This is a genomic window from Shewanella livingstonensis (assembly GCF_003855395.1).
In the GTDB taxonomy this organism is placed as follows: domain Bacteria; phylum Pseudomonadota; class Gammaproteobacteria; order Enterobacterales; family Shewanellaceae; genus Shewanella; species Shewanella livingstonensis.
The window spans coordinates 19,852-42,470 of record NZ_CP034015.1 but is presented as its reverse complement, the minus strand read 5'-3'; the positions used below and the strand labels follow the sequence as shown (position 1 = coordinate 42,470).

Genomic DNA, 22,619 nt, shown 5'->3' with positions numbered 1-22,619 from the left:
TCGAAATGGGAAATAAAATAAAATGAAATTATTAAAGTTATCTTTATTATCTTCTTTAATCTCACTGTGTATGGTTTCTTTTTACTCTACAGCACAAGATGTTGAAGATGGAATTAATGTATCCGGTACGTTAAGATCTAACTATTCATATAAAGAGTATAGCGATAGTTCTAAAGATAAATCAGGTGATTTAACCTTTGAGATGGCATCCGTTAAATTCAACGGTAAATTAGATAACTGGGGGTTATCATCTGAATATCGATTTTATGATGGTTGGGAAGCACTACGTTATGGTTATGCCTTTTATGATTACTCAGAACAATTGCAAATTCAATTTGGTATAAATCAAGTACCATTTGGTAACCCGGGTTTTATTTCAAATAGTTTTTGGTTTGGCGTACCGTATTATTTAGGTTTTGAAGATGACTACGATACTGGTATTAAAACTGTTTATTCAAATGACGGTTGGGGTACTGAGCTAGCGTTTTATAAAGGTGCTGAATATGGTGCAAGTCGTAATGAGCGATATTCAACCGATTTATATTCTGGGACAGTTAACGGCACTGATTATTATAACGAAGAAACCAATCAATTAAACTTACGTCAAACCTACGCGATGGAGTATGAAGGCGGTAAAACCGTGGTCGGTGCTTCGGTTGAGATTGGGCAAATTTATAATAGTAATACTGGCAATAATGGTGACAGATATGCCGTTGCCTTACATCTTGACAGTAGTTATCAAGGTTGGGCGCTGCAGTTGCAGGCAATGCAATATGAATACAATGCTGCAGATGCTCTAGACGATAACAAGCTTGCGGTATCGGCTTACGATTGGCAGTACGAAATCGCGTCTAAAGCGCAAGCGTATAGCATTAACATTGCTAAAACGATCACGACCAGCTGGGGCAGTGCAAAAATCTATAATGACTTTGGTGTCGTCACCCCCGATGTTGACAATGAAGACTACGATAACAGCTACCAAAATGTTACTGGTGTTGCGCTATCTTCAGGACCAACATACACCATGATTGACTTTATTATGGGTAAGAATATGTACGCCTCTACGCGTGATAATGGTCATGTCGGTTTGCCTGAAATGGGTGATAGCTGGGACCACCGCATCAATATCAACTTTGGTTACTATTTTTAATCATTAGCAAAGATATTAGCGCTTTATCTCCATTTAATGCCAATCTTTGATTGGCATTTTTATGACTATTTACTCTACTTATCATTAGCCTTGAGTTACATATTGGTGAATAAGCACTTGGATAAGGCATCGTTTACTTCTGTACGATTAATTGATCTATAGCGATACAGGCTTGCATGCAACAGAACTTTATTTTATCTTCAACGGTTTGAACCGAACTATCAAGTCAATTACATTGGATTTCATACTTGATTATATTATTGATTATATTATTGATTTTATTGGGTATAATGCTATATCTGACGGTTGGTTATCTGCTCAAGTGATTTGTTGCGAGATATTGTGGTACGTGTATCGCTAGATGTTATTGCGAGACGTTGTAGCGAGTGTTGAGGTTATATACTGGGGGCGTCGATTTGATAGCCTTTATGTTCAACATTGGCTTTAATTAGATTAATTAATTGCAGCGTCGCATGGGTTTGAGTATCTGGATTGAGGTAAAGTGACTCATTAAACACCGGCAGTGGTGGTAAGCCATGTTCAAGCGGATCTAAAATCTGCATTTGATCGTTAATTCTAAATTCGGCTACTGGCGCAATCACTATGTCATTCTCAACTGCCATGCATAATGCTTGTGGTGATGGCGTCGATAATAACACCTTAATAGGACGCATAGACAATTGATGATTAGCAAATACCTGTGCTCTAATTGGGCAGTTTTCTGGATATAAGCCAACTGGAATTGTTTTGCTTTTATGGGCGTTTCCGTTAGCAGCAGCAACCCAATGAAAGCGACGCGTAAATAGCAGTTCGCCGTTTATAGGGGGTTGCCAGTGAGTGGCAACGATCACGTCAAACTCACCTTGATGAAGTCGTTTATATAAATTGCCACTCACATCGGTATCGATAACTAATTCTATATTGGTAAACTCGCGAATAAACTCTAACAAGCAACTGCTTAAATAACATTTTATAAAATCTGTAGGTACACCAAGACGGATCACTTCGCGATTTTGACAATCTTTTAACTCATCAAGTGCTTGTGAGTTAAGTTGCATCATTTTATAAGCGTAGCTCAGTAGTGTTTCACCAGACTCAGTCAAGGTGACACCTTTGTTGTCCCTTATCAGCAAAGATTGGCCGACACTCTCTTCAAGTTTCTTCACTTGTAAGCTGAGTGTTGATTGGGTTCGGCAAATTTTATCTGCAGCTTTTGACAAATTGCCACATTCAGCAATGGCGATAAAACTTTCAAGCAAGTCTATTTTTAACATGGGCTATTGAATAAGTTCATAGTGGTATCAGTATTACTCAACTTGGGCTATCCACAAAGCTTGCTATACTGTAAATGTGAGATATTAACGGTTATTTAATCAAAAAATGGCGGAATGTAAAATGAGCAGCTGGGAAGAGCGCGGAAACTATTTAATTGAAGTGTCACAACGCTGCTTAAAAGGCCATAAAACCTTTGATTTGTGCCGTTCTCATTTAGTCCAAGCCAGCCAGATATCTAAAGGCACGATTTATAATCATTTTACCTCAGAGGCTGATTTGATTGTGGCGGTAGCCAGTGCTGATTATCGTTATTGGTTAATCCAGGCCGAACAAGACACGCTGCAATATAGTGACCCCTATTTACGCTTCATTTTTCATCATTGCCAACGTTTGTACCGCATTTTATCAGAGCAATCATTCGTAATAGCCAGAGTTATCCCTAATGAGTCAATATTAATACAAGCAAGCGACTATTACCGCGAACGTTTCGAGCAGATTATTAATGAGTATCAACAATGGAATCAACACACGTTAGCAGAAATTGGAGTGGTTGCTGGTTTTGATCGCTACGAACTACTCAAAGATTATTTACGTGGTGCTCTGATCAACAGTGATGATGCGAAAAAGCATCCTAACGACGCTGAAATGTACTATCAATTTAGCTTTGCCATGACTCAACTCATGGGCCACTCACACAAACGTATGCCAACGATCAAAGTGTTTTTACAATGGTTAGACGATAAAGCAGTATAAAAAAACCATGAAAGCAATAAGCTATTCATGGTTTTTATTACCGAGAACGTATTAATATTTCATCATTAATATTAATGATTTAGCGCATTGTTACGAATTCTTCTGCGCCAGTAGGGTGTATTGCTACTACTGAGTCAAAGTCTGCTTTAGTCGCGCCCATTTTCATTGCCACGCCAAAGCCTTGCAGTATTTCGTCCATACCAAAACCAATACCGTGAATACCGACAACCACTTCATTATCACCTGCACAAACAAGTTTCATTTTGCAAGCTTGGCGATGTGCCGTTACCGCAGAATACATTGAAGTAAATGTTGAGGTATAAACCTTAATCTTATCTTGGCCATATTTTTCAGCCGCTTCTGGTTCAGTTAAGCCCATAGTGCCGATAGGTGGATGACTAAATACTACTGTCGGAATTAAGCTGTAATCCATTTTAGCGTCTGGCATGTTGCCAAATAAACGTTCTGACAATAAACGACCGGCTTTAACGGCTACTGGCGTTAATTCCACGCCGCCAGCCATAATGTCGCCAACACAATAAATACCTTTAGCAGTGGTATTTTGCTGTGCATCAGTAATCACGTAACCTTTGGCGTCTAACTGGACATCGGTATTTTCTAAACCAATATTACCTGTTGATGGTGAACGGCCAATGGCCCAAATTAAACAATCAACAGTAAGACTTTTACCATTTTCTAACGCTAAGGTTAGACTACCATCGGCATTTTTTATAACCGACTTTGGCACACTGTGAGTGTGAAGTGTTGGGCCATCAGTTGCCATAGCGTCAACTAACGCATCCATTAAAATTGGGTCGAAGTTACGCAGTGGCGCGTGCTTACGCACTAATAAATGCGTTTCGCTGCCTAGTGCATGTAAAACACCGGCTACTTCAACAGCAATATAACCCGCGCCAACAACTGCAACGCGTTTAGGTTGCTCACGCAGGGCGAAGAAACCGTCTGAATCGATACCATACTCTGCACCTGGAATATTTGGAATGGTCGGTGCGCCGCCAGTAGCAACCACAATATGGTCGGCGGTGTAGTGCTCGCCATCGACTTCAATGGTGTTGCTATTAATAAAGCGGCCATAGCCATTTAATAAGGTTACTTTATTGCTAGCAAAACCGCGACCGTAAGCATCATGGATGCGGCTAATGTAAGCTTCACGATTGTTAACTAGGGTGTTCCAATCGAATTTATTGACGGTTACATCAAAGCCATAGTCTTTAGCGTAAAGGTTTAATGCTTCAGCGACATGTGCGCCATACCACATGACTTTTTTAGGTACACAACCCACGTTAACGCATGTGCCGCCAACGTGCTTTGCTTCAATAATTAATACTTTTGCGCCACGCATTGCTGCACGATTTGCTGAGGCGATGCCGCCACTGCCTGCGCCAAGCGCGATATAGTCAAAATGTTGAGCCATGATGATCTCCATTACCGTTAATGCATCCATTGTAGGGGGGATTGTGTTTGCAATCTAGTCGTTAAGTTTTCGCGAACATGGCAAAGGTTAACGTTTGGATTGGCAAACATTGCGCTCAACATCCGTGGGGCCTGTGCTGGCGCACTTAAGGCAACGCCATTCACGCTTTCTCAGATCAATTTCATCTTGATAATGACTAAATTGATTGCTCTGTGTCTGGCGTAGTTTTTTGGTTAAGTGTTTAAGGCGACTATGGAGCCAGCGACAGCTAGGATCATTGGCTATTGTGATTGAAGATCGGGATGTGGTTGATGAACGAGTGTTAGTTTGCTTTGTGTTTGGTTTTTTTCGTGCAGGTTTGAGGTAAATATCGTCTGCTCGATATTCTAACGCTGAGCGTTGTTCAGAGGGGATAATGATTACCTTACCTTGGCTATCCGTTGCATATTGTGATGGCAACGAGTTGGCATTGTCATTGGTTAACGGTATGAGAGTATCAGGTTGTTTGATAATCAGTTCTGTTAGATCGCTGGCAAGTAACTGGGTACTTAATAACAGCATTAAAACAGTGAATAAGCTACATAGGGTATGATTCAGATGGGTTAACATAAGCTTCCTTGCTTGAGTGGAAATAGCTTGCAGTTACCCCTTTAGTCTAGTCTGGAAATATGTAAATGCTAGTTCAAGTTGCTCTAAAAAATCAGCTTGAAATGCAAACCGGCATAGGTTTGATCTAAGCTACCTTGAATATCTTCAGCACGGGCTTGTTGTTTAATGTCCTCCTGGGCAATGCTGTGGCTAATATGTGCAGATACTGCCATTGAGTCATTAAACTGATGCTCGGCTTCTAACCCAAATTGAAAATGGTTAGCACCATTGTGTTGTTCACTGCTGTACTGGAAATCAAACCCTTGCACAATGTACGGTGTTAAGGTCAGCTGGTTATTAATTTCCCACGGGCTGTGTAAACTCAAGGCCACAAAGTAACCGGCCGCTTCAGTGGCAAACGTGTAGTTAATTGCCGGTACAACCCAGCTAAAGCCGGTATAGGTTAACGAACTAAAAAACTCATTGTCAGATTCACGTTCATCGCCATAAAACTCTAAACGCTGATAACCAATAGTGGCATCGACTTCATCGTGTAAATGTAAGGTGTACTCTACACCGACATTCCATTCGATATAGTGTACTTGGTCTGCCCGTCCTACAACGGCAAAAGCAACTAAGTCGTCTTGTTCGACACTGGCCACCCCCCAAATAATGCCACCTTTTTCTAAGTTATTTCGCCCTTCAGTGATGTAATCATTGTCCCAAGCAATATCAAATCCAACCGTTGGCTGGCTGGCGGTCATGGCAAGCGCAGGTATTGAAGTCATTAAGCTCACCGCTGCCACTACAACAGGTAAAAAACAGCTGAGGTAATGTTTACGATTAGATAGATAAAAATCAAAGGTCATGTTTATTGAGCTCATATCGAAAAATAGAAAATACGGTTGATAAAGGGAATGGTAACCCTTTTAATAGGAAATTAAATGATAATCAGTCTCGTTTGGGATCTGCCTGTCAATATTAATTTTGTAAATGAATTGTAAAGTTAAAGTGGGATGTTAGTCACTCTATTTTATTCGCTAATCGGTTAGGGCGGAAATGGTGTTGAAGGTTGAGACGTGATAGTAGCGCCAAAGTTAGCGTTGTTGAGAAGATCGGTGTTTTGCCTCGATACGCAGGTTATATTTTGGGGATAAATCGTTGCCACGCTTGAAAACGACATTAATTAACCCAATATAAACTAACATAACCTCAGTCGAGATAATAAACGGTTATTAAATAGGCCTTGGTCCTGCTAACGTAATGACATTGACTCTAATAGACTCGCAATTACCGTGACTGTTAATAGTAGAATGTACCTTATTAGCAAGCAAATGGTCAGTTTGATATAAAACAGGTCAACTATTGTGTCCTTTACCTGATTATCCCATCTCTTAAGCCGAGTTAAGGCTGAATACTCACGCGAAATATTTCGAGGAATCTTTATGAGCAATCCATTGCTAAGTGGTGCAGAGTTACCAGAATTTTCAAAAATTAAACCTGAACATATTCAGCCTGCAGTTGAGCAAGGCATTGCCAAATGTCGTGAGACTATTGATGCATTATTAGCTAAAAATAACCAATACACCTGGGAAAATCTTATTGCCCCTCTTGAAGAGGTCGATGATGAGTTAAGTCATATTTGGTCACCGGTATCACACATTAACTCAGTGATCAGCAGTGATGAATTACGCGATGCTCACGATGCTTGTTTACCGCTTCTATCTGATTATGGCACTTATGTAGGTCAGCATCAGGGTTTATACGAGGCGTATAAATCCATTCATCAATCGACAGATTTTGCCCAGTTAACTCAAGCGCAAAAAATGGTCATAGAACAAAGCTTGCTTGACTTTGAATTGTCAGGCATTGGTTTAGACGACAGCCAAAAAGCGCGTTATGGCGAAATTGTTAAGCGTTTATCAGAATTAACCAGTAATTTCTCTAACCAGTTGCTAGATGCGACCGAGGCGTGGACCAAGCTGATTACTGACCAAGCTGAGTTAGTGGGTTTACCTGAATCAGCCATCGCAGCAGCTAAAGCCATGGCCGATGCCAAAGAGCAAAAGGGTTGGTTATTCACCCTTGATTTCCCATCTTATTTACCTGTGATGACCTATAGCGAAAACCGTGAGTTACGCGAAGAGTGCTACCGTGCATTTGTAACCCGCGCATCGGATCAAGGTCCTAATGCAGGCGAGTTTGATAACACTAATAATATGAATGAAATTGTGGCATTGCGTCACGAGTTAGCTAATTTACTCGGTTTTGCCAGCTATGCTGATAAATCGTTAGCCACTAAAATGGCAGAAAACCCAGCGCAAGTCTTGGGCTTTTTAAATGAATTAGGCCAGCGCTCAAAAGGCCAGGCGGCAACTGAATTAGCTGAACTACGTGCCTTTGCCAAAGCACACTATGATGTCATCGAAATGGCCTCATGGGACTTAAGTTTTTACGCTGAAAAACTGCAACAGCATAAGTACGAAGTATCGCAAGAAATCTTACGTCCATATTTCCCAGAAGACAAAGTATTGTCCGGCTTGTTTTACACCGTAAATCGTTTATTTGGTTTAACGATTAAAGAGCAAAAAGGCGTAGATACGTGGCATAAAGACGTCCGTTTTTTCGATATTTTTGATGCTGAAAATACCCAGCGCGGTAGTTTCTACCTAGACTTATATGCACGCAGTGGTAAACGTGGCGGCGCATGGATGGACGATTGCCGCGGCCGTCGTATTACCTCTACCGGTCTGCAAAAACCAGTGGCATATTTAACCTGTAACTTTAATGGCCCAGTAGACGGCAAGCCAGCGTTATTCACTCATGACGAAGTCACCACATTATTCCATGAGTTTGGCCATGGGATTCACCATATGTTAACCAAAGTTGATGTTGGCGGAGTGTCAGGTATCAATGGCGTACCTTGGGATGCCGTAGAGTTACCAAGTCAATTTATGGAAAACTGGTGTTGGCAAGAAGAAGCGTTAGCGGAAATTTCTGGTCATTATGAAACGGGTGAGCCATTACCTAAAGCGCTACTAGATAAAGTGTTAGCCGCCAAAAACTTCCAGTCAGGCATGATGATGGTGCGCCAACTTGAACTGTCATTATTCGACTTTAGAATGCACCACGAGTTTGACCCAGTAAAAGGCGTCGACATTCAAGGTATATTAGACCAAGTCCGTAGCCAAATAGCAGTATTAACTCCACCAAGCTTTAATCGCTTCCAACATGGTTTTGGACATATTTTTGCAGGGGGTTATGCCGCAGGTTATTACAGCTATAAATGGGCTGAAGTATTATCGGCCGATGCTTTTTCGCGATTTGAAGCAGAAGGTATTTTTAATGCTGAAACAGGTAAAAGCTTCTTAAACAACATTCTCGAAATGGGTGGTAGTGAAGAGCCAATGGAGCTATTTAAACGCTTTATGGGCCGCGAGCCAAATACAGATGCTTTATTACGTCATAGCGGTATTGCTGTGTAACATTTTGGTGTGTTAAGAAACCGACATTCATTGTCGGTTTTTTTATGGCTGTAATTCGGCCCATTAGTCATATCACTGAGTGTTTTAACTATAAAATTATCGTTTATCGGCAACTTATTGCCGATAAAAACTAATTGTGTTAGGTTAATTGCCATTATTAGCCAGATGAAAAATAACTCATGGATAAAATTGCGAACATTAGTAAATGGATAAAAGGGCTATTAGCGTTACTGGCTATATCACAGCTAGGCAGTTACATTGCGGTGATGACAATGGGTGATTATCAAGATGGTATCTACTTTATTAGTATTGATTGGTGGGGGGCTTTTCAAAGTTACTTAAGTATCGATTTTGCACCGTCATGGCAATCATTGGGTGAACACCTTTATGCCGACGGCTTTCATCCTGGGCTTATTCTTAGCAGCGTTGAATTAATACCCTACCTGTTTATTTACTTTTTCTTATTTCAACTATTTAGCTTATATCAAAATGGTCAGGTATTTACGTCGGCTAATTTTCATTGCTTAACACGGATTGCGACAGTCTTTTTTGTATGGATTCTATTAAGCCTATTTTACCCTTTGCTGGTGGCATTTTTTCTGCGTTCAACAGGAATGAGTGACACAGTCCCGGGCTTTTTAACCATAGGCAGCCAAGAGGTTGAATATGCGTTAATGGGACTTATTTTTTATTGTATTGGTTGGGTGATGAAACACGCAGCTGAACTACAAACGGAGGCGGAGTTAACTATTTAATGGCCATTATTATTGAATTAGACGTTATGTTGGCAAAACGCAAAATGAAGTCAACAGAACTTGCTGAGCTGGTAGGGATCACTCCACAAAATTTGTCGGTGCTACGCAGTGGCCGTGCTAAAGCCATTCGGTTTTCCACATTAGATGCCATTTGTCGGCATTTACAGTGCTCGCCGGGTGATATTTTAATCCACAAGGAAGATGAATAATTAAGGACAACGATATGCAAAATACAATAAAAAAAATGATCACAGTGGCAATGATTAGCATGACTATGCTCATTATCTCTGGCTGCACGGTGCGCTTAAGTGAAGAGAGTTTTATTGCCAATGATAAAGAGCCTGTGCCCTTTACCGCTGAGTTTACGCAAGCATTACAACAAGCCATGCCTAACCATTTGATTACCCCACTTAGCTTAGAGGCAAGTGATCACGTTAAGTTACATGGCTTTTATATCGATAATCCAAACAGCAACACTACTTTGGTATTTTTCCAAGGTAACGGGATGAAAATCGAACCTTATAGCTTGTCAGCACTCACCACATTATCGACACTCAATACCGATATTTTTGTGATGGATCGCCGTGGATTAGGTGCCAGTGAAGGCCAACCCAAAATTAAAAATATCATTGCAGATGCGCAGCAACAATTAGATTACTTACATCAGCAATATCAGCCTGAAAAAGTCATTTTGCACGGTTACTCACTAGGGAGTTTTATTGCCGCTGATTTAGCCAAAAATAACAAAATTGATGCGCTGGTTTTACATGGTTCAGCCACTAACGCCGATGACTGGGTCTATGAAAAAACACCCTGGTACATGGCACCGTTTCTGAGTTTGGAAATGCCAGATGATTTTCGTAAAGCGAATAATCAACAAGTTGTCGCGCAATATTATCAAGGGCCATTATTAGTCATTGCTGCAGAAAATGATCAAGAAGTACCACCAGAGCTTGCAGAAAAACTGTTTGCCGCGAGTCAATCTGCTAATAAGCAACTGATCATGGTGCCTAATGCCGATCACGGCGGCATGTTAGATAATGCAGCTACAATGTACCGTTATCAGGCATTTATTTTTGCATTGTGATTTATATTCTGTCCAGCAACATGACATATATGAATTTTTTGCCGTTGTTGCCTCATTCTAGAATACTGGCCTATGATATCTGTTCTTTAATGAATCAAATATCTGACTAAACACTTATTTTAGTTCGTAATACTGTTGTGAAAATCTTATAAACACCTTCGCTGCGACAGTTTGATATGCCCTTTTTCGCTGCATTAATACTGCAATACTGCGGTACGTTGCAGCAAAGAAGGTGCTAGAGCTATAGCGACCAGTTCATCCCGGTTATTAGCAATGTTAGACGGTAAAAGTGTTGTGAGTTGGGTGTGACGTACAATTTCAATAACTGCGCTTAGCGAGTTAGCCTCCATCATCACCTGGGGTTGTATCCCGTGCTGACGGCAATAACGTTCAATTTGTTCACGAGTTGCAAACTCATTGGTTAGCAATACCATTGATTGTTCGCTGAGTATTTTTAGGCTAATTGCTATTACTTTGGCAAGTTTTTGGCGTTTGTTGCTCAACGATAGTGGCTCATTGATTGCCAGTGCGTTACTGGCAGGTACAGGTATCGCGATTGTGCAGGCGATACTTCCCGCTTTAGTGAAGCGCTGGTATCCACAACGTGTACCACTTGCCATGGGAGGTAACTCCGCTTCACTTATGGCGGGCGGCGGCATAGCTGCAACCATCAACCCTCTGGTGGCGAACCATCAAGGTCATTGGCAGTCTGGGCTTGGTATTTGGTTAATACCGGTCTTTATTGCACTACTGTTATGGTCGACAAGACCTAGCGAAAACCTAAGTGTGATCGACAAAAGCGTTAACATGAATTTTTTTGCTAATCGCCGTGCATGATTATTAGCCTGCTACTTCGGATTAGCCAACGGCGGTTACGCCTGCATGATTGCCTGGTTACCCAGTTATGCTCAGGAACTAGGTTGGAGCACCCAAGATAGCGGTGAGTTAATTGGTATGATGACTATTTTTCAAGTTATTGGTGCTGTAGCCGCGCCGGCATTATCAGCTGGCAGACTCGATAGACGCCCGTGGCTATTTTTGCTGTCGTTATTCAGTTGGTTGGATTTTGTGGATTAATGCTTGCGCCCGAATTTATATTGATTTTATGGGGAGGACTGATTGGCTGCGGCCTTGGTGCCTGCTTTGCATTAACACTGACCGTAACCCTGAACCATTTATCTTCGCCTAAACTGGCCGGAGCATTGACCGCCTTTGTGCAAGGCGTCGGTTTTATTGTTACTGCGGTTATTCCCTACTATTACAGGGGTACTTCGAGAATGGAGCGGCAGTTTTTACACGTCTTGGTTGATGGTGTTAGTTACCCTTGTGGTTATGCTTTCAGTGACAATAAGATTTTCGCCTGCCAGATATCCAAGGGCAATGAATATCATTGATGTGTAATCAGTAATAACAGTCACCTAATAACGTAACGGCACCGCAAGGTATGGCATTTAACGCTAACCGATTAAGTTATTTAATTTGGATAGCGTTAAGGGTTAACTCTTTTGATTGAAGATAATATTTTTTGCTCACCTTGCCATAAATTCTCCATCGATGGTCGTGCCTTGATACGCATATAAAGTGCCGCAAGATTTGGCCAGCGCTGCGCATCTAACAATTCTCCGGCGTGTTCCATATTCACCATTTGAGAAGCAAATGCTAAATCGGCGAGGCTCAAGGTGTCACCGACAAAAAATTCAGCATTACCTAAGATTTTCTCTAAGTAATTAAAATAAATGGGGAGTTTTTCATTTAAGGCAGATATGACAATATTTTCATCGCAAGGATTATCCATGCTTGGATTGATTATGCGCTGTTGAAATATCGCAAAGGTGGTCAGCGGTGCCAGCTCGTAATCGGCATACTTTTCTAACCACCGCACCTTGGCATGTTGTTCAGCCGTTTTTCCTAGCAATGGCGTCAGATCGCGATATTTTTCTTCAAGGTATTGGCAGATAACGCTGGAATCAGCCAAGGTTAAATCACCATCTTTTATTGCTGGAATACGCCCCAGAGGATTGAAATCTTTAAACCAAGTCGGTTGATCAAAGGGCAGTACAATTACCAGTTGATAATCGAGCTCTTTTTCTGCCAAACATAAACGCAGCTTACGCACATAAGGAGAAAGTGGAACGCCATAAACAGTTAGGCTCATTATAGTCTCTTGTTAGGTCAAAAACGCATAGGATAAGTGAGATTGATTCGTCGCTATAAGACATTCCTGACTGAACAGAATTGAACGATTAGCCTTACAACATGACCCTACACTTGATATGCGGGATCATGCTGCGTAAATGCGCTGGTATTACTGACGTCTAATGAAAGATTCAATATAAGCCGGAGTGCGCGCATTTAAAATTGGGTCAGCAGACGGTGCAATGCCCTTTGGTAATAGCACTGGATTAAAAATACCTTTACCACATTCTTGGGTGGTTAATTCAGTATCTCTCTCACCATTAATAAACACTTGGCCCACTAATAAACGTTGTCTAGTCTCAGGCCAAAGAACCGTTGGATCATTAATTTCATCATCTTTTTCTGCAAGTTTAATGAATAAATTCCATACCGCAGGTTTATCTTTAATGCGGGTTAATAGTTCATCTTTTAAAAAGTCATCAGCAAGCTCTGCGAGTTGAGTTTGAGATAAATTGACCACACCGTCGACAGGTTCAAAAATCCAACGTCCCGCGACTACGTCGTTATTTGGGGTTGTAAATAAAAAGCTGTTAACACCGAAATATGGGCTATTAGCAAAACTTGCAGTGGGCGGCAGCTGTTTTACGAAGTCAAAAAATGCTTTGGCATCGGGTTTGTTATCGATTAACCACTGCTTGCCTTCAGGTCCTTGTTTTACTTTGACTTGAAAAGTGAAGAAATCTTCTAAGTTACCTGCAAAAAATACCGGTGAGTTTGTCGTCACAAAGTTGAGATTCTCTTTATCGCCATCAATTTTAAGCGACATAAAGCGGCCCGACGTTTTATCGGAAGCGTGTAGGTTTGTGCCACCCATTGAAAAACGCGCTGTAACGTCAATTTTTGATTGATTAAAGAAAGGAATGGCTAACTGCTCGTTTAATTTAGGATTAGGCGCGAAATAGCCCGAGGTACAAAATCCTTTGGCATGATTGCGAAGTTTTACTTTTTTACCCGCTTCTCGACTCGCCAAATCTGGTGTGCCATTTACAGCATCTACTATTTCTTGCACCGTTTTTTCTGATGCATAAAGTGAGCTTGATAAAATAGAAAGACTGGTGAGTAAACAGATTTTTGACAGTATTTGATATCGATGAGTAGCCATTTGTATTGTTCCAAATATGGTAGCCTTAATCTGTATAGACAGGCTCAATGAGTGAAATATTTCACCGCCAAGATGCTTATTTTATATTGACACTTAAGCAGCTTAAAAAAGCGCTATTGTGAACGTGTACTAATCACATGGATATTGGTTTGAACAGTACCGATTGTTAACTCATTACGACCGTCATCTTAAACAGATCATAATTTATGTAAATTCAATATAAACAATACATTAATCATGATTTCTAACACTTTATTTTCAATCAGTAAATTCATCGTAAATGAGTGACATAAAATGTTCAAAATTAAGCCTAGTGATTAAAAGTAAACAGTCTTAAGTAGGTCATATTTTTGTTCGCTCAAGAGCTAAAATAATCGTGATAATTAGACTGTTGTTATTGGTGAGGCTTGGCTAAATGTAACGGATCGAGTATCGCTTTGAGTTTATCTTCGTCCAAATCGGTTTCTTCAAGTGCGATGGCTAAAACCGATTTATGTTCTGCATCTGCACGCTTGGCTATTTTTGCGGCCATATCATAGCCCACCACTGAATTGAGTGCGGTAGCAAGAATAGGATTTTTCGTTAATGCCTGGGTTAAGTTGTCGCTATTGGGCGTAAATTCAGCAAACACTTTATCTGTCATGGCCTGGCAGGCGTTAGTCAATAAATCGATGCTCGATAATAGTTTGTCGGCAATCAGTGGCAGCATGACATTTAACTGAAAATTACCCGATTGTGCAGCGATGGTTATGGTGGCTTCATTACCCATCACTTCTGCGGCAATCATGGCAACGGCTTCTGGGATGACTGGGTTAACCTTACCGGGCATTATCGATGAGCCGGGTTGCAATGCCGTTAAGCTAATTTCTTGTAACCCAGCTACAGGGCCAGAGTTCATCCAGCGTAAATCATTGGCGATTTTCAATAACGTAACCGCTAACCCTTTGAGCGCAGAAGCCATGGCTAAGGTGTGATCTTGGCTACTCATATACAACGCAGGCATTACCGCCGCCTGCCAAGGGATTTTATCTTGCTGTTGTAAATCATCACATGCAAGTTTGGCAAAATTGGGGTCACAATTAACGCCAGTGCCAACCGCTGTACCGCCCAGTGGCAAATGATGCAGGCTAAGTTCTACTTGCTGAATTCGAGCTTGAGCACTGTTTAACTGTTGTTGCCAGCATTGCAGTTCTTGGCCAAGGGTAATCGGCATGGCGTCCATTAAATGGGTGCGACCGGTTTTAACCAGATTTGAATGTTTGGCAGCTAAATAATCTAATCTGTCACATAGAGCGGTAATGGCTGGATACAGTTGAGCCTTTAAACGTCGCACCGTACTAATATGAATACAGGCGGGCACCACATCGTTGCTACTTTGGCCCATATTGACATGATCATTAGGGTGAACGTTATCCTGCAAAATATCGCTGGCTAGGCTGGCAATCACTTCATTCACATTCATATTAGAACTGGTGCCGGAGCCAGTTTGGAACAGGTCTAGCGGAAAGTGTGTTGAAAAATCAAGCTGCTTACTCGCCGTAATCGCTTGTTGAATGGCCATCGCAATAGGTTTTTCAAGCAAACCAAGTTGGCTATTAGCCTGTGCTGCCGCCGATTTAATGTCGAGTAGTGCGAGTAACGCGGGTGTGGGAAAGCGCCGCTCAGAAAACTGGAAGTTATCGCGCGCGCGTTGGGTTTGCGCCTGATAATAAACCTCATCTGGCACCTGAATTTCACCCATACTGTCATATTCTTTACGCATCTTGCTCATAAGATTTTCGACTCGATTTTTGATTTGGATATGTTAGTGTATTCACTAAGCTTAGCAGGAAGTACTAATAAACGTTTATAGGGAGATCAGTGATGAAAGATTCTATGCAATTATTGAAACAGCTTGAAAGTAAGGGAGAAACTTTCCGGTATTACAGCTTTGACCGATTAGCCGAACACTACGATTTATCTCGCTTACCCTTCGCTGCAAAAATCTTATTAGAAAATCTCCTGCGTTATGAAAACTCAGAATTTGTCCAGCCAGAAGATATTGATACCTTGGCACGCTGGGATGTAGATAACTGGTCAGAAACCGAAATCGCTTTTGTGCCCTCAAGGGTCATTTTACAAGATTTTACCGGTGTGCCCTCAGTAGTCGATTTGGCCGCCATGCGTGATGCTATCGAGACATTAGGTGGCAATGCTGACGTGATTAACCCGCTTAATCCGGTGGAACTGGTGATAGATCATTCGGTGATGGTTGATGTGTTTGCCGAATCTGGTGCGCTGCAAAAAAATACCGCTATCGAAATTCAACGTAACCGTGAACGCTACCAGTTTTTGCGTTGGGGTCAGCAAGCTTTTGACAACTTTAAAGTGGTGCCGCCAGGGCGCGGTATCGTGCATCAGATTAATTTAGAATATTTGGCTCGAGTGGTTTTTGTTAAAGAAGATGAAGACAACTTATTGTACCCAGACACCTTAGTCGGTACAGATTCTCATACCACCATGATTAACGGTTTAGGTGTGCTTGGCTGGGGCGTAGGCGGTATTGAAGCTGAAGCTGCGATGCTTGGGCAACCTGTGACTATGCTGTTACCCGAAATTGTCGGCTTTGAATTTACCGGTAAATTGCCCCCAGGAGTTACCGCAACCGATTTGGTATTAACCGTTACTGAGCAATTACGTGCATTTGGCGTGGTCGGTAAATTTGTTGAGTTTTTTGGTGCAGGCGTCGATCAACTGACCTTAGCCGATAGGGCTACCATTGCCAATATGGCCCCAGAATACGGTGCGACTTGTGGTATTTTTCCGATTGATCAGCAAACCTTAGATTACTTAGCGCTTACAGGTCGCTCCCCTGATCGTATTGAGCTGATAAAAGCGTACCTTAAAAAGATGGATATGTGGGCTAGCGCCTCTAATAATCAAGCCTGTTATCACGCTACTTTACAGCTAGATTTGGGCAGTATTGTGCCATCTATCGCCGGCCCTAAAAGGCCGCAGGATAGAATTGCACTAGAGCAGGCGGGTGTTAGCTTCCGTCAGTGGCTCGACAGCCAAATTCCGGTTAGCCAAATTGAAGTCCAAGGTAAGGATGAGCTTGAAAGTGAAGGCGGCCCTGCTGTAGAGGTGCCGGTCGCAGATGGCAATAAAGGTGTAGCTTGCCGCTATCGAGATAAAGACTTTATCCTCGAAGCCGGTGCGGTGGTCATCGCCGCGATTACCAGTTGCACTAATACCTCTAACCCATCGGTATTAATTGCCGCCGGATTATTGGCCAGAAATGCCCGCAGAAAAGGTTTACAGGTTAAGCCTTGGGTAAAAACCAGCTTTGCACCAGGCTCGCAGGTGGTGACAGACTATTTAATAAAATCAGGTCTCAATGTCGATTTAGATGCCTTAGGGTTTCAGTTAGTCGGTTACGGTTGTACCACCTGTATCGGTAATTCCGGCCCATTGCCTCAGCCTGTAAGTGAAGCGATTCAACAGGGCAGGTTGAAGGTGTGTTCGGTATTGTCGGGTAACCGTAACTTTGATGGTCGGATCCATCCTGAGGTACAAGCTAATTACTTAGCATCTCCGCCGCTGGTGGTCGCATATGCACTAGCCGGTAACATGAAAGCCGATATTGCTAGCGAGTCACTTGGGGAGGATGCCGATGGTAATGCGGTTTATTTAAAAGATATCTGGCCGGATAATCAAGAAATCCAACAGGTTATGGCCAGTGCAGTGCAAAGTGATATGTTTGTATCGCGTTATGCTGATGTTTACAGTGGTGATGCAGATTGGCAAGGGTTAGAGGTGGTGCAGAGTCAGAAATATAACTGGCCAGATTCTACCTATGTTAAACAGCCGCCATTTTTTGACGGCATCACTGCCGAAGTGCCCACAATAACAGGCATAGACAACGCCCGTTGTTTACTCAAATTGGGCGACTCGGTGACAACAGACCATATTTCACCGGCGGGATCTATTGCACCAAACAGCCCTGCTGGAGATTATTTACAACAAGCTGGCGTGGCGATTAAAGACTTTAACTCTTACGGTTCACGTCGTGGTAACCATGAAGTGATGATGCGCGGCACCTTTGCCAATGTAAGATTGAGAAACTTGCTAGCACCAGGAACCGAAGGCTGTTGGACACGTTTAATGCCTAACGGTGAGTCGATGACTGTATTTGATGCCGCTATGCAGTATCAGCAACAAGGCACGCCTTGTATTGTGCTAGCAGGGAAAGAATATGGTACCGGTAGCTCGCGAGACTGGGCAGCCAAAGGCCCAGCATTGTTGGGCGTTAAAGCGGTAATCGCTCAAAGCTATGAGCGCATTCATCGCTCTAACTTAGTTGGAATGGGCATTTTGCCTTTGCAGTTTATGCCAGACGACAGTGCTGAGTCGCTTAACCTCACAGGTGAAGAGCAATTTAGTATTCCAGCGGTGAGTGCCGGTCAAAAAACCGTTAAGGTGATCGCAACTGACAAAGCGGGTAAGCAACATTCGTTTGAAGCTAAAATCCGTATTGATACGCCAAATGAGTTCAGTTACTACCAACACGGTGGGATTTTGCATTATGTATTACGTAATTTAGCCAAGTAATTTAGTTAAACCTTTTGGCTAAGTCGTTTGGTTTCAATCTCAGGTTATAACCTGCTTAAACTACCCGTAAATAAGCCCAAGTTTAACGACTTGGGCTTTTTTGAGTGAAAAAATGAGCGGCTACAACGGAAAGATAAGCTGTTTGCTTATGTTTGCTTATGTTGAGTGAAGAATTCTGTCAGTGAGCAGCGTAATGTTAGCAAGCTTGATAAACTCATTGGTGCCCACGACTATGCCACAACGGGCAAGAGTGGCGACTCAGGCCTTATTTTTTGAGATTAATTTTTAATACCATAATCCATGGTAATAAAGCCTTTCATGCCTATGTATTAGTCGCTCGTTTATTGGTAACCTTAGTCCTGTTTTAATTACCCTTAATGGCTTAAATCTATTAACTGCGAGCATGTTAAATCCAATATATAATTTTTAGCTCGATAGCCGACATGCAGAAATAGTCGTACTTTATTTTGAAAAGGCAGATGAAAGAAGCTTCTCTGAATGGTCTATGGCATTTGCTGGTATTGAAGATTCAATGAGATTCGATATTGTGGGTTTAAATGACGTTAAAGACCAAAGTACAATGAAGCAGGCGGGAAGAGATATTGTTAATGTGTTACAAGATTTAGTACAGAAAAAGCAAGCGACTAAAGTAGATCTCCAGCGTATCAGATCGTAACTAGGCTACTAATAACTAGGCTACTATAACTAGACAATTAGTAACTGAATTTATGAGTCACTGAAGACGACACAATCTCGACCTCTGTCCTTCGCGAGATAAAGAGCTTCATCTGCGCGTTGCAACCAAGTATCTGCCGTTGTATTAGGCACCCAATCAGCGACACCAAATGATACGGTTATTGCTTCGCCATCTGGATTTTTCAATTCTTTTTTAATCGCCGTTCTCAGGCTGTCAAAAAACATTTGTTGTTGATTACTGCTCTCGGGAATTAATAGCACAAACTCCTCCCCGCCAAATCGATAAAGCCGGTCGTATTTACCGATGTGTGATGTAGTAATTGCCACAAAATCTTTAAGTATTTGGTCACCAACAGCATGGCCGAACTTATCGTTTACTCTTTTAAAGTAATCTAAATCCAGGATGGCTAGCCATTGCTTAATACCGTCGTGCTCAGCGTTAATTAAGGCTGCTTGCATGTCTGAGCTCATGGCACGGCGATTAAATGCACCGGTGAGCGGATCAGTTGTATTGAGATCTTCAAGTAAGCGAAATTGCTTGGCACTGTGGCTGGCATAAACAAAAACACATAATGACAACATCAAGTTTGTCACAATGAAGGAATCCTCTGAAATGGTGGTAAAAATGTTAGAAAATTTTACTATAGTAACTCCGGCGACAGCATTAATACCAAGGGCTTCAATTGGTTTTACCAGAACAAAAGTGCTGGCGAAGACGGGGTAAATCCACAAAAAACTATCAATTCCGTTAGCAATAACGATGGTGACAACACCGGCATTAATAAATATTGCTATCACCGCGCTTACTCTGCGGATTTTTTTTGCGTAATACGCATAACCGACTAACGTTATGATGCCCAAAATCAGCGTAATATCAATAATTGCAGCGGTGAAGTTGCCAGCAAGATAACGTATCACCACAAAAGGAGAAATCCCCAATACAGCCACAACACTGAGTAGCAGCAATAGTGACAGTTGATATTTTTCCTGGAGCTGATTGATCATAATGCTCTCGCAATAAGGTTAATTATTATGTTGTTCTTACTGAGACATTAACAAGTTGAAACCCCTGTTTTACTTGTTAGAAATCATCAGAATCTTTGGCTTAGAATATTACACCATTAACGATTGGATTTTGTTTAAAATCATTATCGTCATCTCGATTAAGCGTTATCTTTATCCTTGCTCTTCGATTATGCTCGCTTGTTAAAATCAGTTTTCGTGCTGTAGCTCAGTGACTTTGTCCTGTCATTCACAAGCAATGACGCTAATGTTGACTTATTTTAGATGTTAAACGCTAAGGTATTGTCGTTCATCTTTTAGTTAACATAACTTACTGACTTGGACGTCAATTTACAAAGGGAATTTACAAGGGAGTGTGGCTGTATTTTGTGCCTTCTCCTTGTAACGTCATTCTCATTGCAGGGACTTTATTTCCGCCTTGTCTGATTTGGCTTGAACTTCACTGGTCTTAAAACCGCCGAAACAATCTTGCTTCCACTGCTGAACTTGTTCTCGAAACAAGCCTTTTTCTTGGAAATATTGGCTAATTTCGGTTTCAGACATAGGTGCTGTTTCGATGAGAACGGCAAACTTAGCTTCAGTTGACCAATCATTACTGGTTAATGTTTTTCTTGGCACTGGGGACCTTCTTTTCTGGCTTTATCTCGGCAATGATACAGGGTGGAAGAGACGCCCCATGTGAAGCGTTAGCATTTTCGAATAAGGGCGAAGATGGTTACATACGCTGTCAGAAGCTCGATCAATTTCCGTCGCAATTTTTTCGCTGCTGTTGTTTGGTTAAAAAGCGAAAAAGTTGCTGGAACGCAGAGGGTTTGCAAAGGCTGATTCATAAACAAGAATGCGCTTTACCCCTTTGCTCTGGTGTGGGTGATGCGCCACGACGTAAAGGCTATTAGCCATCATCTGTTCATATATGAGTAGATGCCTTAGCTTGTAAATGTTCACTAACACGTTAGCAAAACTGCAAGAATTGATAATGTTTTTCAAGGAAGAAACGACAATATTATCGTGCCGGTTTAAACTGGTTAGATGGAATGTTACCTGTGGTGATCAATCGTTATAGGATTTGACATTCCACTTTGTATCGAGAACAACAACCTTACCTAATAGTTGTTCTATGTACTCCGATGGGCGGGCTATCTCTCGTAATGTTGGCAATACATTGTTTGCGTATATTTCATGAGCTTCTAGTGATTCCCAATGCGTTACCACTAAGTAACAGTCATGGTGTTTAACATGGCGCCAAACGTGAGCGCCTAAACATCCGAGTTGTGTTGATAGTTGGGGGTTCCAAATAAGTTGTTGATCTCGATTAAACCTATCAATGTCCAGTACTCTTGAGCAGTAAGCGATTCTTAATACTCCAGTACCTGAAAAATCAATCTGTAAGTCAGATATGGTTGAAATGAGTTCGAAGTAATTAACTGAGCAATGACGATAAGTGGATTGTTGTTTATTAGTTAAATAAATCTCATCGTGGGTAGTTCTCATGAATTCACTCACGTGAAACTGTGATTCCCAAAAACCTAAGATAATTGCAGTGCTTGACGATGCTTCCCATCCACCTGCTTGCCCAACAAAACCGTTACACGTCGACAGTTGACTCCAGGCACTCTGACTTTGTGAAAAAGCCTCTTGTTTACCGTCATCAACCTCGCACATAATCAATTTTGCTATAGTCAAAATGGTTCCTAATATTTATTGTTTCTAATACTGATGGTTCATGAGTCAATATGGCTCTTCAAAGCTGAATCTATCAGGGAACAATATCTTTGTGGTGTTGGAGTCACCATGCCCAGTGTTAGCAGCAAAGCTTAACTGTTCAATATTTTTTTGACGACGCGCAACTATAGCCATTAACGCCTTTGATTGCATTTTCCTTGGATACGTTATTTTTGTTCTAGTTTGTAACTAATTTTATTGATGTACCAGGTTTTATCACCTTGAGGTGTGCTCACTACCGCTTCATCGTCTACTTGTTTTTTGAGTAACGCGCGGGCCATGGGCGAGTCGATGGAGATATAGTCTTTACGTTCGTCGTAAATTTCTTCTGGGCCGACAATTTTAAAGGTTTTAATGTCACCGGCGTCGTTTTCAATTTCAACCGTGGCGCCAAAAAATACTTTGCCTTCTTGCTCGGGTGCGTAATAGACAATTTTGAGTTCGGGCAGCAGCTTGCGTAAATAGCGTACTCGACGGTCAATTTGCCTTAATAAACGTTTATTAAAAGTATAATCAGCGTTCTCGGAGCGGTCACCCAAACCTGCCGCCCAAGTGACAATTTTAGTCACTTCAGGACGCTGTTCTTTCCACAGGTAATCGTGCTCAATTCTGAGTTTATTGTAGCCTTCTAAAGTGATTAGCTTTGTTTTCACGCGGGTTACTCTTTATGTGGTCGATTAATGATGCAATGTTGTCTTTTGCAAAATGTATAACAATCTTAAGCCGCAATATTTACCTGTGTGTTTTAGCACTTCATGCCAG

22 protein-coding genes and 1 pseudogene are annotated in these 22,619 nt (G+C 41.7%); 11 read left to right on the top strand and 12 right to left on the bottom strand.

All coding sequences use genetic code 11. The annotated features are described in order from the left end of the window. Positions 1-22: 22 nt before the first annotated feature. Positions 23-1,150, top strand: a complete 1,128-nt coding sequence (locus tag EGC82_RS00200) for a hypothetical protein (RefSeq protein WP_124728976.1) — start codon at positions 23-25, stop codon at positions 1,148-1,150. A 395-nt stretch (positions 1,151-1,545) separates the two neighbouring features. On the opposite strand, the gene EGC82_RS00195 is transcribed toward EGC82_RS00200, so the two are convergent. Then, a complete protein-coding gene (locus EGC82_RS00195) occupies positions 1,546-2,424 on the bottom strand; it encodes a LysR family transcriptional regulator (RefSeq protein WP_124728975.1) in 879 nt (292 codons plus the stop codon). Positions 2,425-2,545: 121 nt separating this feature from the next. Here EGC82_RS00195 and EGC82_RS00190 point away from each other — a divergent pair, with 121 nt between their 5' ends. Next, complete coding sequence (locus tag EGC82_RS00190; protein ID WP_124728974.1) at positions 2,546-3,178, top strand: TetR/AcrR family transcriptional regulator; 633 nt, start codon at positions 2,546-2,548, stop codon at positions 3,176-3,178. 79 nt (positions 3,179-3,257) lie between these two features. Here the strand turns inward: EGC82_RS00190 and gorA are convergent, their stop codons facing one another. From gorA to EGC82_RS00175, 3 genes are all read right to left on the bottom strand, one after another. Then, on the bottom strand, positions 3,258-4,613 hold the full coding sequence (gene gorA, locus EGC82_RS00185; protein WP_124728973.1) for a glutathione-disulfide reductase: 1,356 nt from the start codon (positions 4,611-4,613) through the stop codon (positions 3,258-3,260). 87 nt (positions 4,614-4,700) lie between these two features. Beyond that, positions 4,701-5,222: a hypothetical protein gene (locus EGC82_RS00180; protein WP_124728972.1), complete on the bottom strand. Its 522-nt coding sequence runs from the start codon at positions 5,220-5,222 to the stop codon at positions 4,701-4,703. 83 nt (positions 5,223-5,305) lie between these two features. Then, positions 5,306-6,070 (bottom strand): hypothetical protein, encoded by a 765-nt coding sequence (locus tag EGC82_RS00175; RefSeq protein ID WP_244212510.1) that lies wholly within the window; start codon positions 6,068-6,070, stop codon positions 5,306-5,308. Positions 6,071-6,646: 576 nt separating this feature from the next. On the opposite strand from EGC82_RS00175, the gene prlC reads away from it, so the two are divergent. The 4 genes from prlC to EGC82_RS00155 all read left to right on the top strand — a co-directional run bounded on the left by prlC (position 6,647) and on the right by EGC82_RS00155 (position 10,528). Then, the gene (prlC, locus tag EGC82_RS00170; RefSeq protein ID WP_124728970.1) at positions 6,647-8,686 is read left to right on the top strand and encodes an oligopeptidase A; all 2,040 of its coding nucleotides are present in this window, start codon (positions 6,647-6,649) and stop codon (positions 8,684-8,686) included. A 179-nt stretch (positions 8,687-8,865) separates the two neighbouring features. Next, the gene (locus EGC82_RS00165) at positions 8,866-9,441 is read left to right on the top strand and encodes a DUF2975 domain-containing protein (protein WP_124728969.1); all 576 of its coding nucleotides are present in this window, start codon (positions 8,866-8,868) and stop codon (positions 9,439-9,441) included. Next, positions 9,441-9,650 carry a helix-turn-helix domain-containing protein gene (locus EGC82_RS00160; RefSeq protein WP_124728968.1) on the top strand — a complete coding sequence of 70 codons (210 nt, stop codon included), beginning with the start codon at positions 9,441-9,443 and terminating at the stop codon, positions 9,648-9,650. The genes EGC82_RS00165 and EGC82_RS00160 overlap by 1 nt, the downstream gene beginning before the upstream one ends. 14 nt (positions 9,651-9,664) lie before the next feature. Further along, on the top strand, positions 9,665-10,528 hold the full coding sequence (locus EGC82_RS00155) for an alpha/beta hydrolase (protein WP_124728967.1): 864 nt from the start codon (positions 9,665-9,667) through the stop codon (positions 10,526-10,528). 194 nt (positions 10,529-10,722) lie between these two features. Here EGC82_RS00155 and EGC82_RS00150 read toward each other — a convergent pair whose 3' ends face one another. Continuing rightward, positions 10,723-11,031, bottom strand: coding sequence for a LysR substrate-binding domain-containing protein (locus EGC82_RS00150; protein ID WP_244212509.1), 309 nt, complete (start codon positions 11,029-11,031; stop codon positions 10,723-10,725). Between EGC82_RS00150 and EGC82_RS21405 the strand changes: the two genes are divergently transcribed. From EGC82_RS21405 to EGC82_RS21395, 3 genes are read left to right on the top strand one after another with little or no spacing between them, the layout of a single operon-like run. Continuing rightward, the gene (locus EGC82_RS21405; protein ID WP_244212508.1) at positions 11,024-11,365 is read left to right on the top strand and encodes an MFS transporter; all 342 of its coding nucleotides are present in this window, start codon (positions 11,024-11,026) and stop codon (positions 11,363-11,365) included. The two genes, EGC82_RS00150 and EGC82_RS21405, sit on opposite strands and share 8 nt — an antisense overlap. Positions 11,366-11,410: 45 nt before the next feature. Beyond that, complete coding sequence (locus EGC82_RS21400) at positions 11,411-11,605, top strand: hypothetical protein (RefSeq protein ID WP_244212507.1); 195 nt, start codon at positions 11,411-11,413, stop codon at positions 11,603-11,605. Continuing rightward, positions 11,557-11,922: a hypothetical protein gene (locus tag EGC82_RS21395; RefSeq protein WP_244212506.1), complete on the top strand. Its 366-nt coding sequence runs from the start codon at positions 11,557-11,559 to the stop codon at positions 11,920-11,922. Before EGC82_RS21400 ends, EGC82_RS21395 begins: the two co-directional genes overlap by 49 nt. Positions 11,923-12,017: 95 nt before the next feature. Here EGC82_RS21395 and EGC82_RS00140 read toward each other — a convergent pair whose 3' ends face one another. The 3 genes from EGC82_RS00140 to EGC82_RS00130 all read right to left on the bottom strand — a co-directional run bounded on the left by EGC82_RS00140 (position 12,018) and on the right by EGC82_RS00130 (position 15,597). Further along, positions 12,018-12,683, bottom strand: coding sequence for a glutathione S-transferase family protein (locus EGC82_RS00140; RefSeq protein WP_124728966.1), 666 nt, complete (start codon positions 12,681-12,683; stop codon positions 12,018-12,020). A gap of 150 nt (positions 12,684-12,833) precedes the next feature. Beyond that, entirely contained in the window at positions 12,834-13,826 is a 993-nt protein-coding gene (locus tag EGC82_RS00135; protein WP_124728965.1) for a catalase family peroxidase, read from the bottom strand. A 394-nt stretch (positions 13,827-14,220) separates the two neighbouring features. Then, positions 14,221-15,597, bottom strand: a complete 1,377-nt coding sequence (locus EGC82_RS00130; protein ID WP_124728964.1) for a lyase family protein — start codon at positions 15,595-15,597, stop codon at positions 14,221-14,223. A 92-nt stretch (positions 15,598-15,689) separates the two neighbouring features. On the opposite strand from EGC82_RS00130, the gene acnA reads away from it, so the two are divergent. Together acnA and EGC82_RS21200 are read left to right on the top strand one after the other, a co-directional pair. Next, complete coding sequence (gene acnA, locus EGC82_RS00125; RefSeq protein WP_124728963.1) at positions 15,690-18,416, top strand: aconitate hydratase AcnA; 2,727 nt, start codon at positions 15,690-15,692, stop codon at positions 18,414-18,416. A 532-nt stretch (positions 18,417-18,948) separates the two neighbouring features. Further along, positions 18,949-19,092 (top strand): hypothetical protein, encoded by a 144-nt coding sequence (locus tag EGC82_RS21200; RefSeq protein ID WP_164839070.1) that lies wholly within the window; start codon positions 18,949-18,951, stop codon positions 19,090-19,092. Between the two features lie 50 nt (positions 19,093-19,142). On the opposite strand, the gene EGC82_RS00120 is transcribed toward EGC82_RS21200, so the two are convergent. The 4 genes and pseudogenes from EGC82_RS00120 to greB all read right to left on the bottom strand — a co-directional run bounded on the left by EGC82_RS00120 (position 19,143) and on the right by greB (position 22,510). Beyond that, a complete protein-coding gene (locus EGC82_RS00120; RefSeq protein WP_124728962.1) occupies positions 19,143-20,117 on the bottom strand; it encodes a GGDEF domain-containing protein in 975 nt (324 codons plus the stop codon). 414 nt (positions 20,118-20,531) lie between these two features. Further along, positions 20,532-20,797 (bottom strand): annotated as a pseudogene (locus EGC82_RS00115) (IS3 family transposase); the annotation flags it as partial. 388 nt (positions 20,798-21,185) lie between these two features. Further along, positions 21,186-21,818: a DUF4937 domain-containing protein gene (locus EGC82_RS00110; protein WP_124728961.1), complete on the bottom strand. Its 633-nt coding sequence runs from the start codon at positions 21,816-21,818 to the stop codon at positions 21,186-21,188. 206 nt (positions 21,819-22,024) lie between these two features. After that, entirely contained in the window at positions 22,025-22,510 is a 486-nt protein-coding gene (gene greB, locus EGC82_RS00105) for a transcription elongation factor GreB (RefSeq protein ID WP_011635724.1), read from the bottom strand. Between the last annotated feature and the right edge of the window lie 109 nt (positions 22,511-22,619).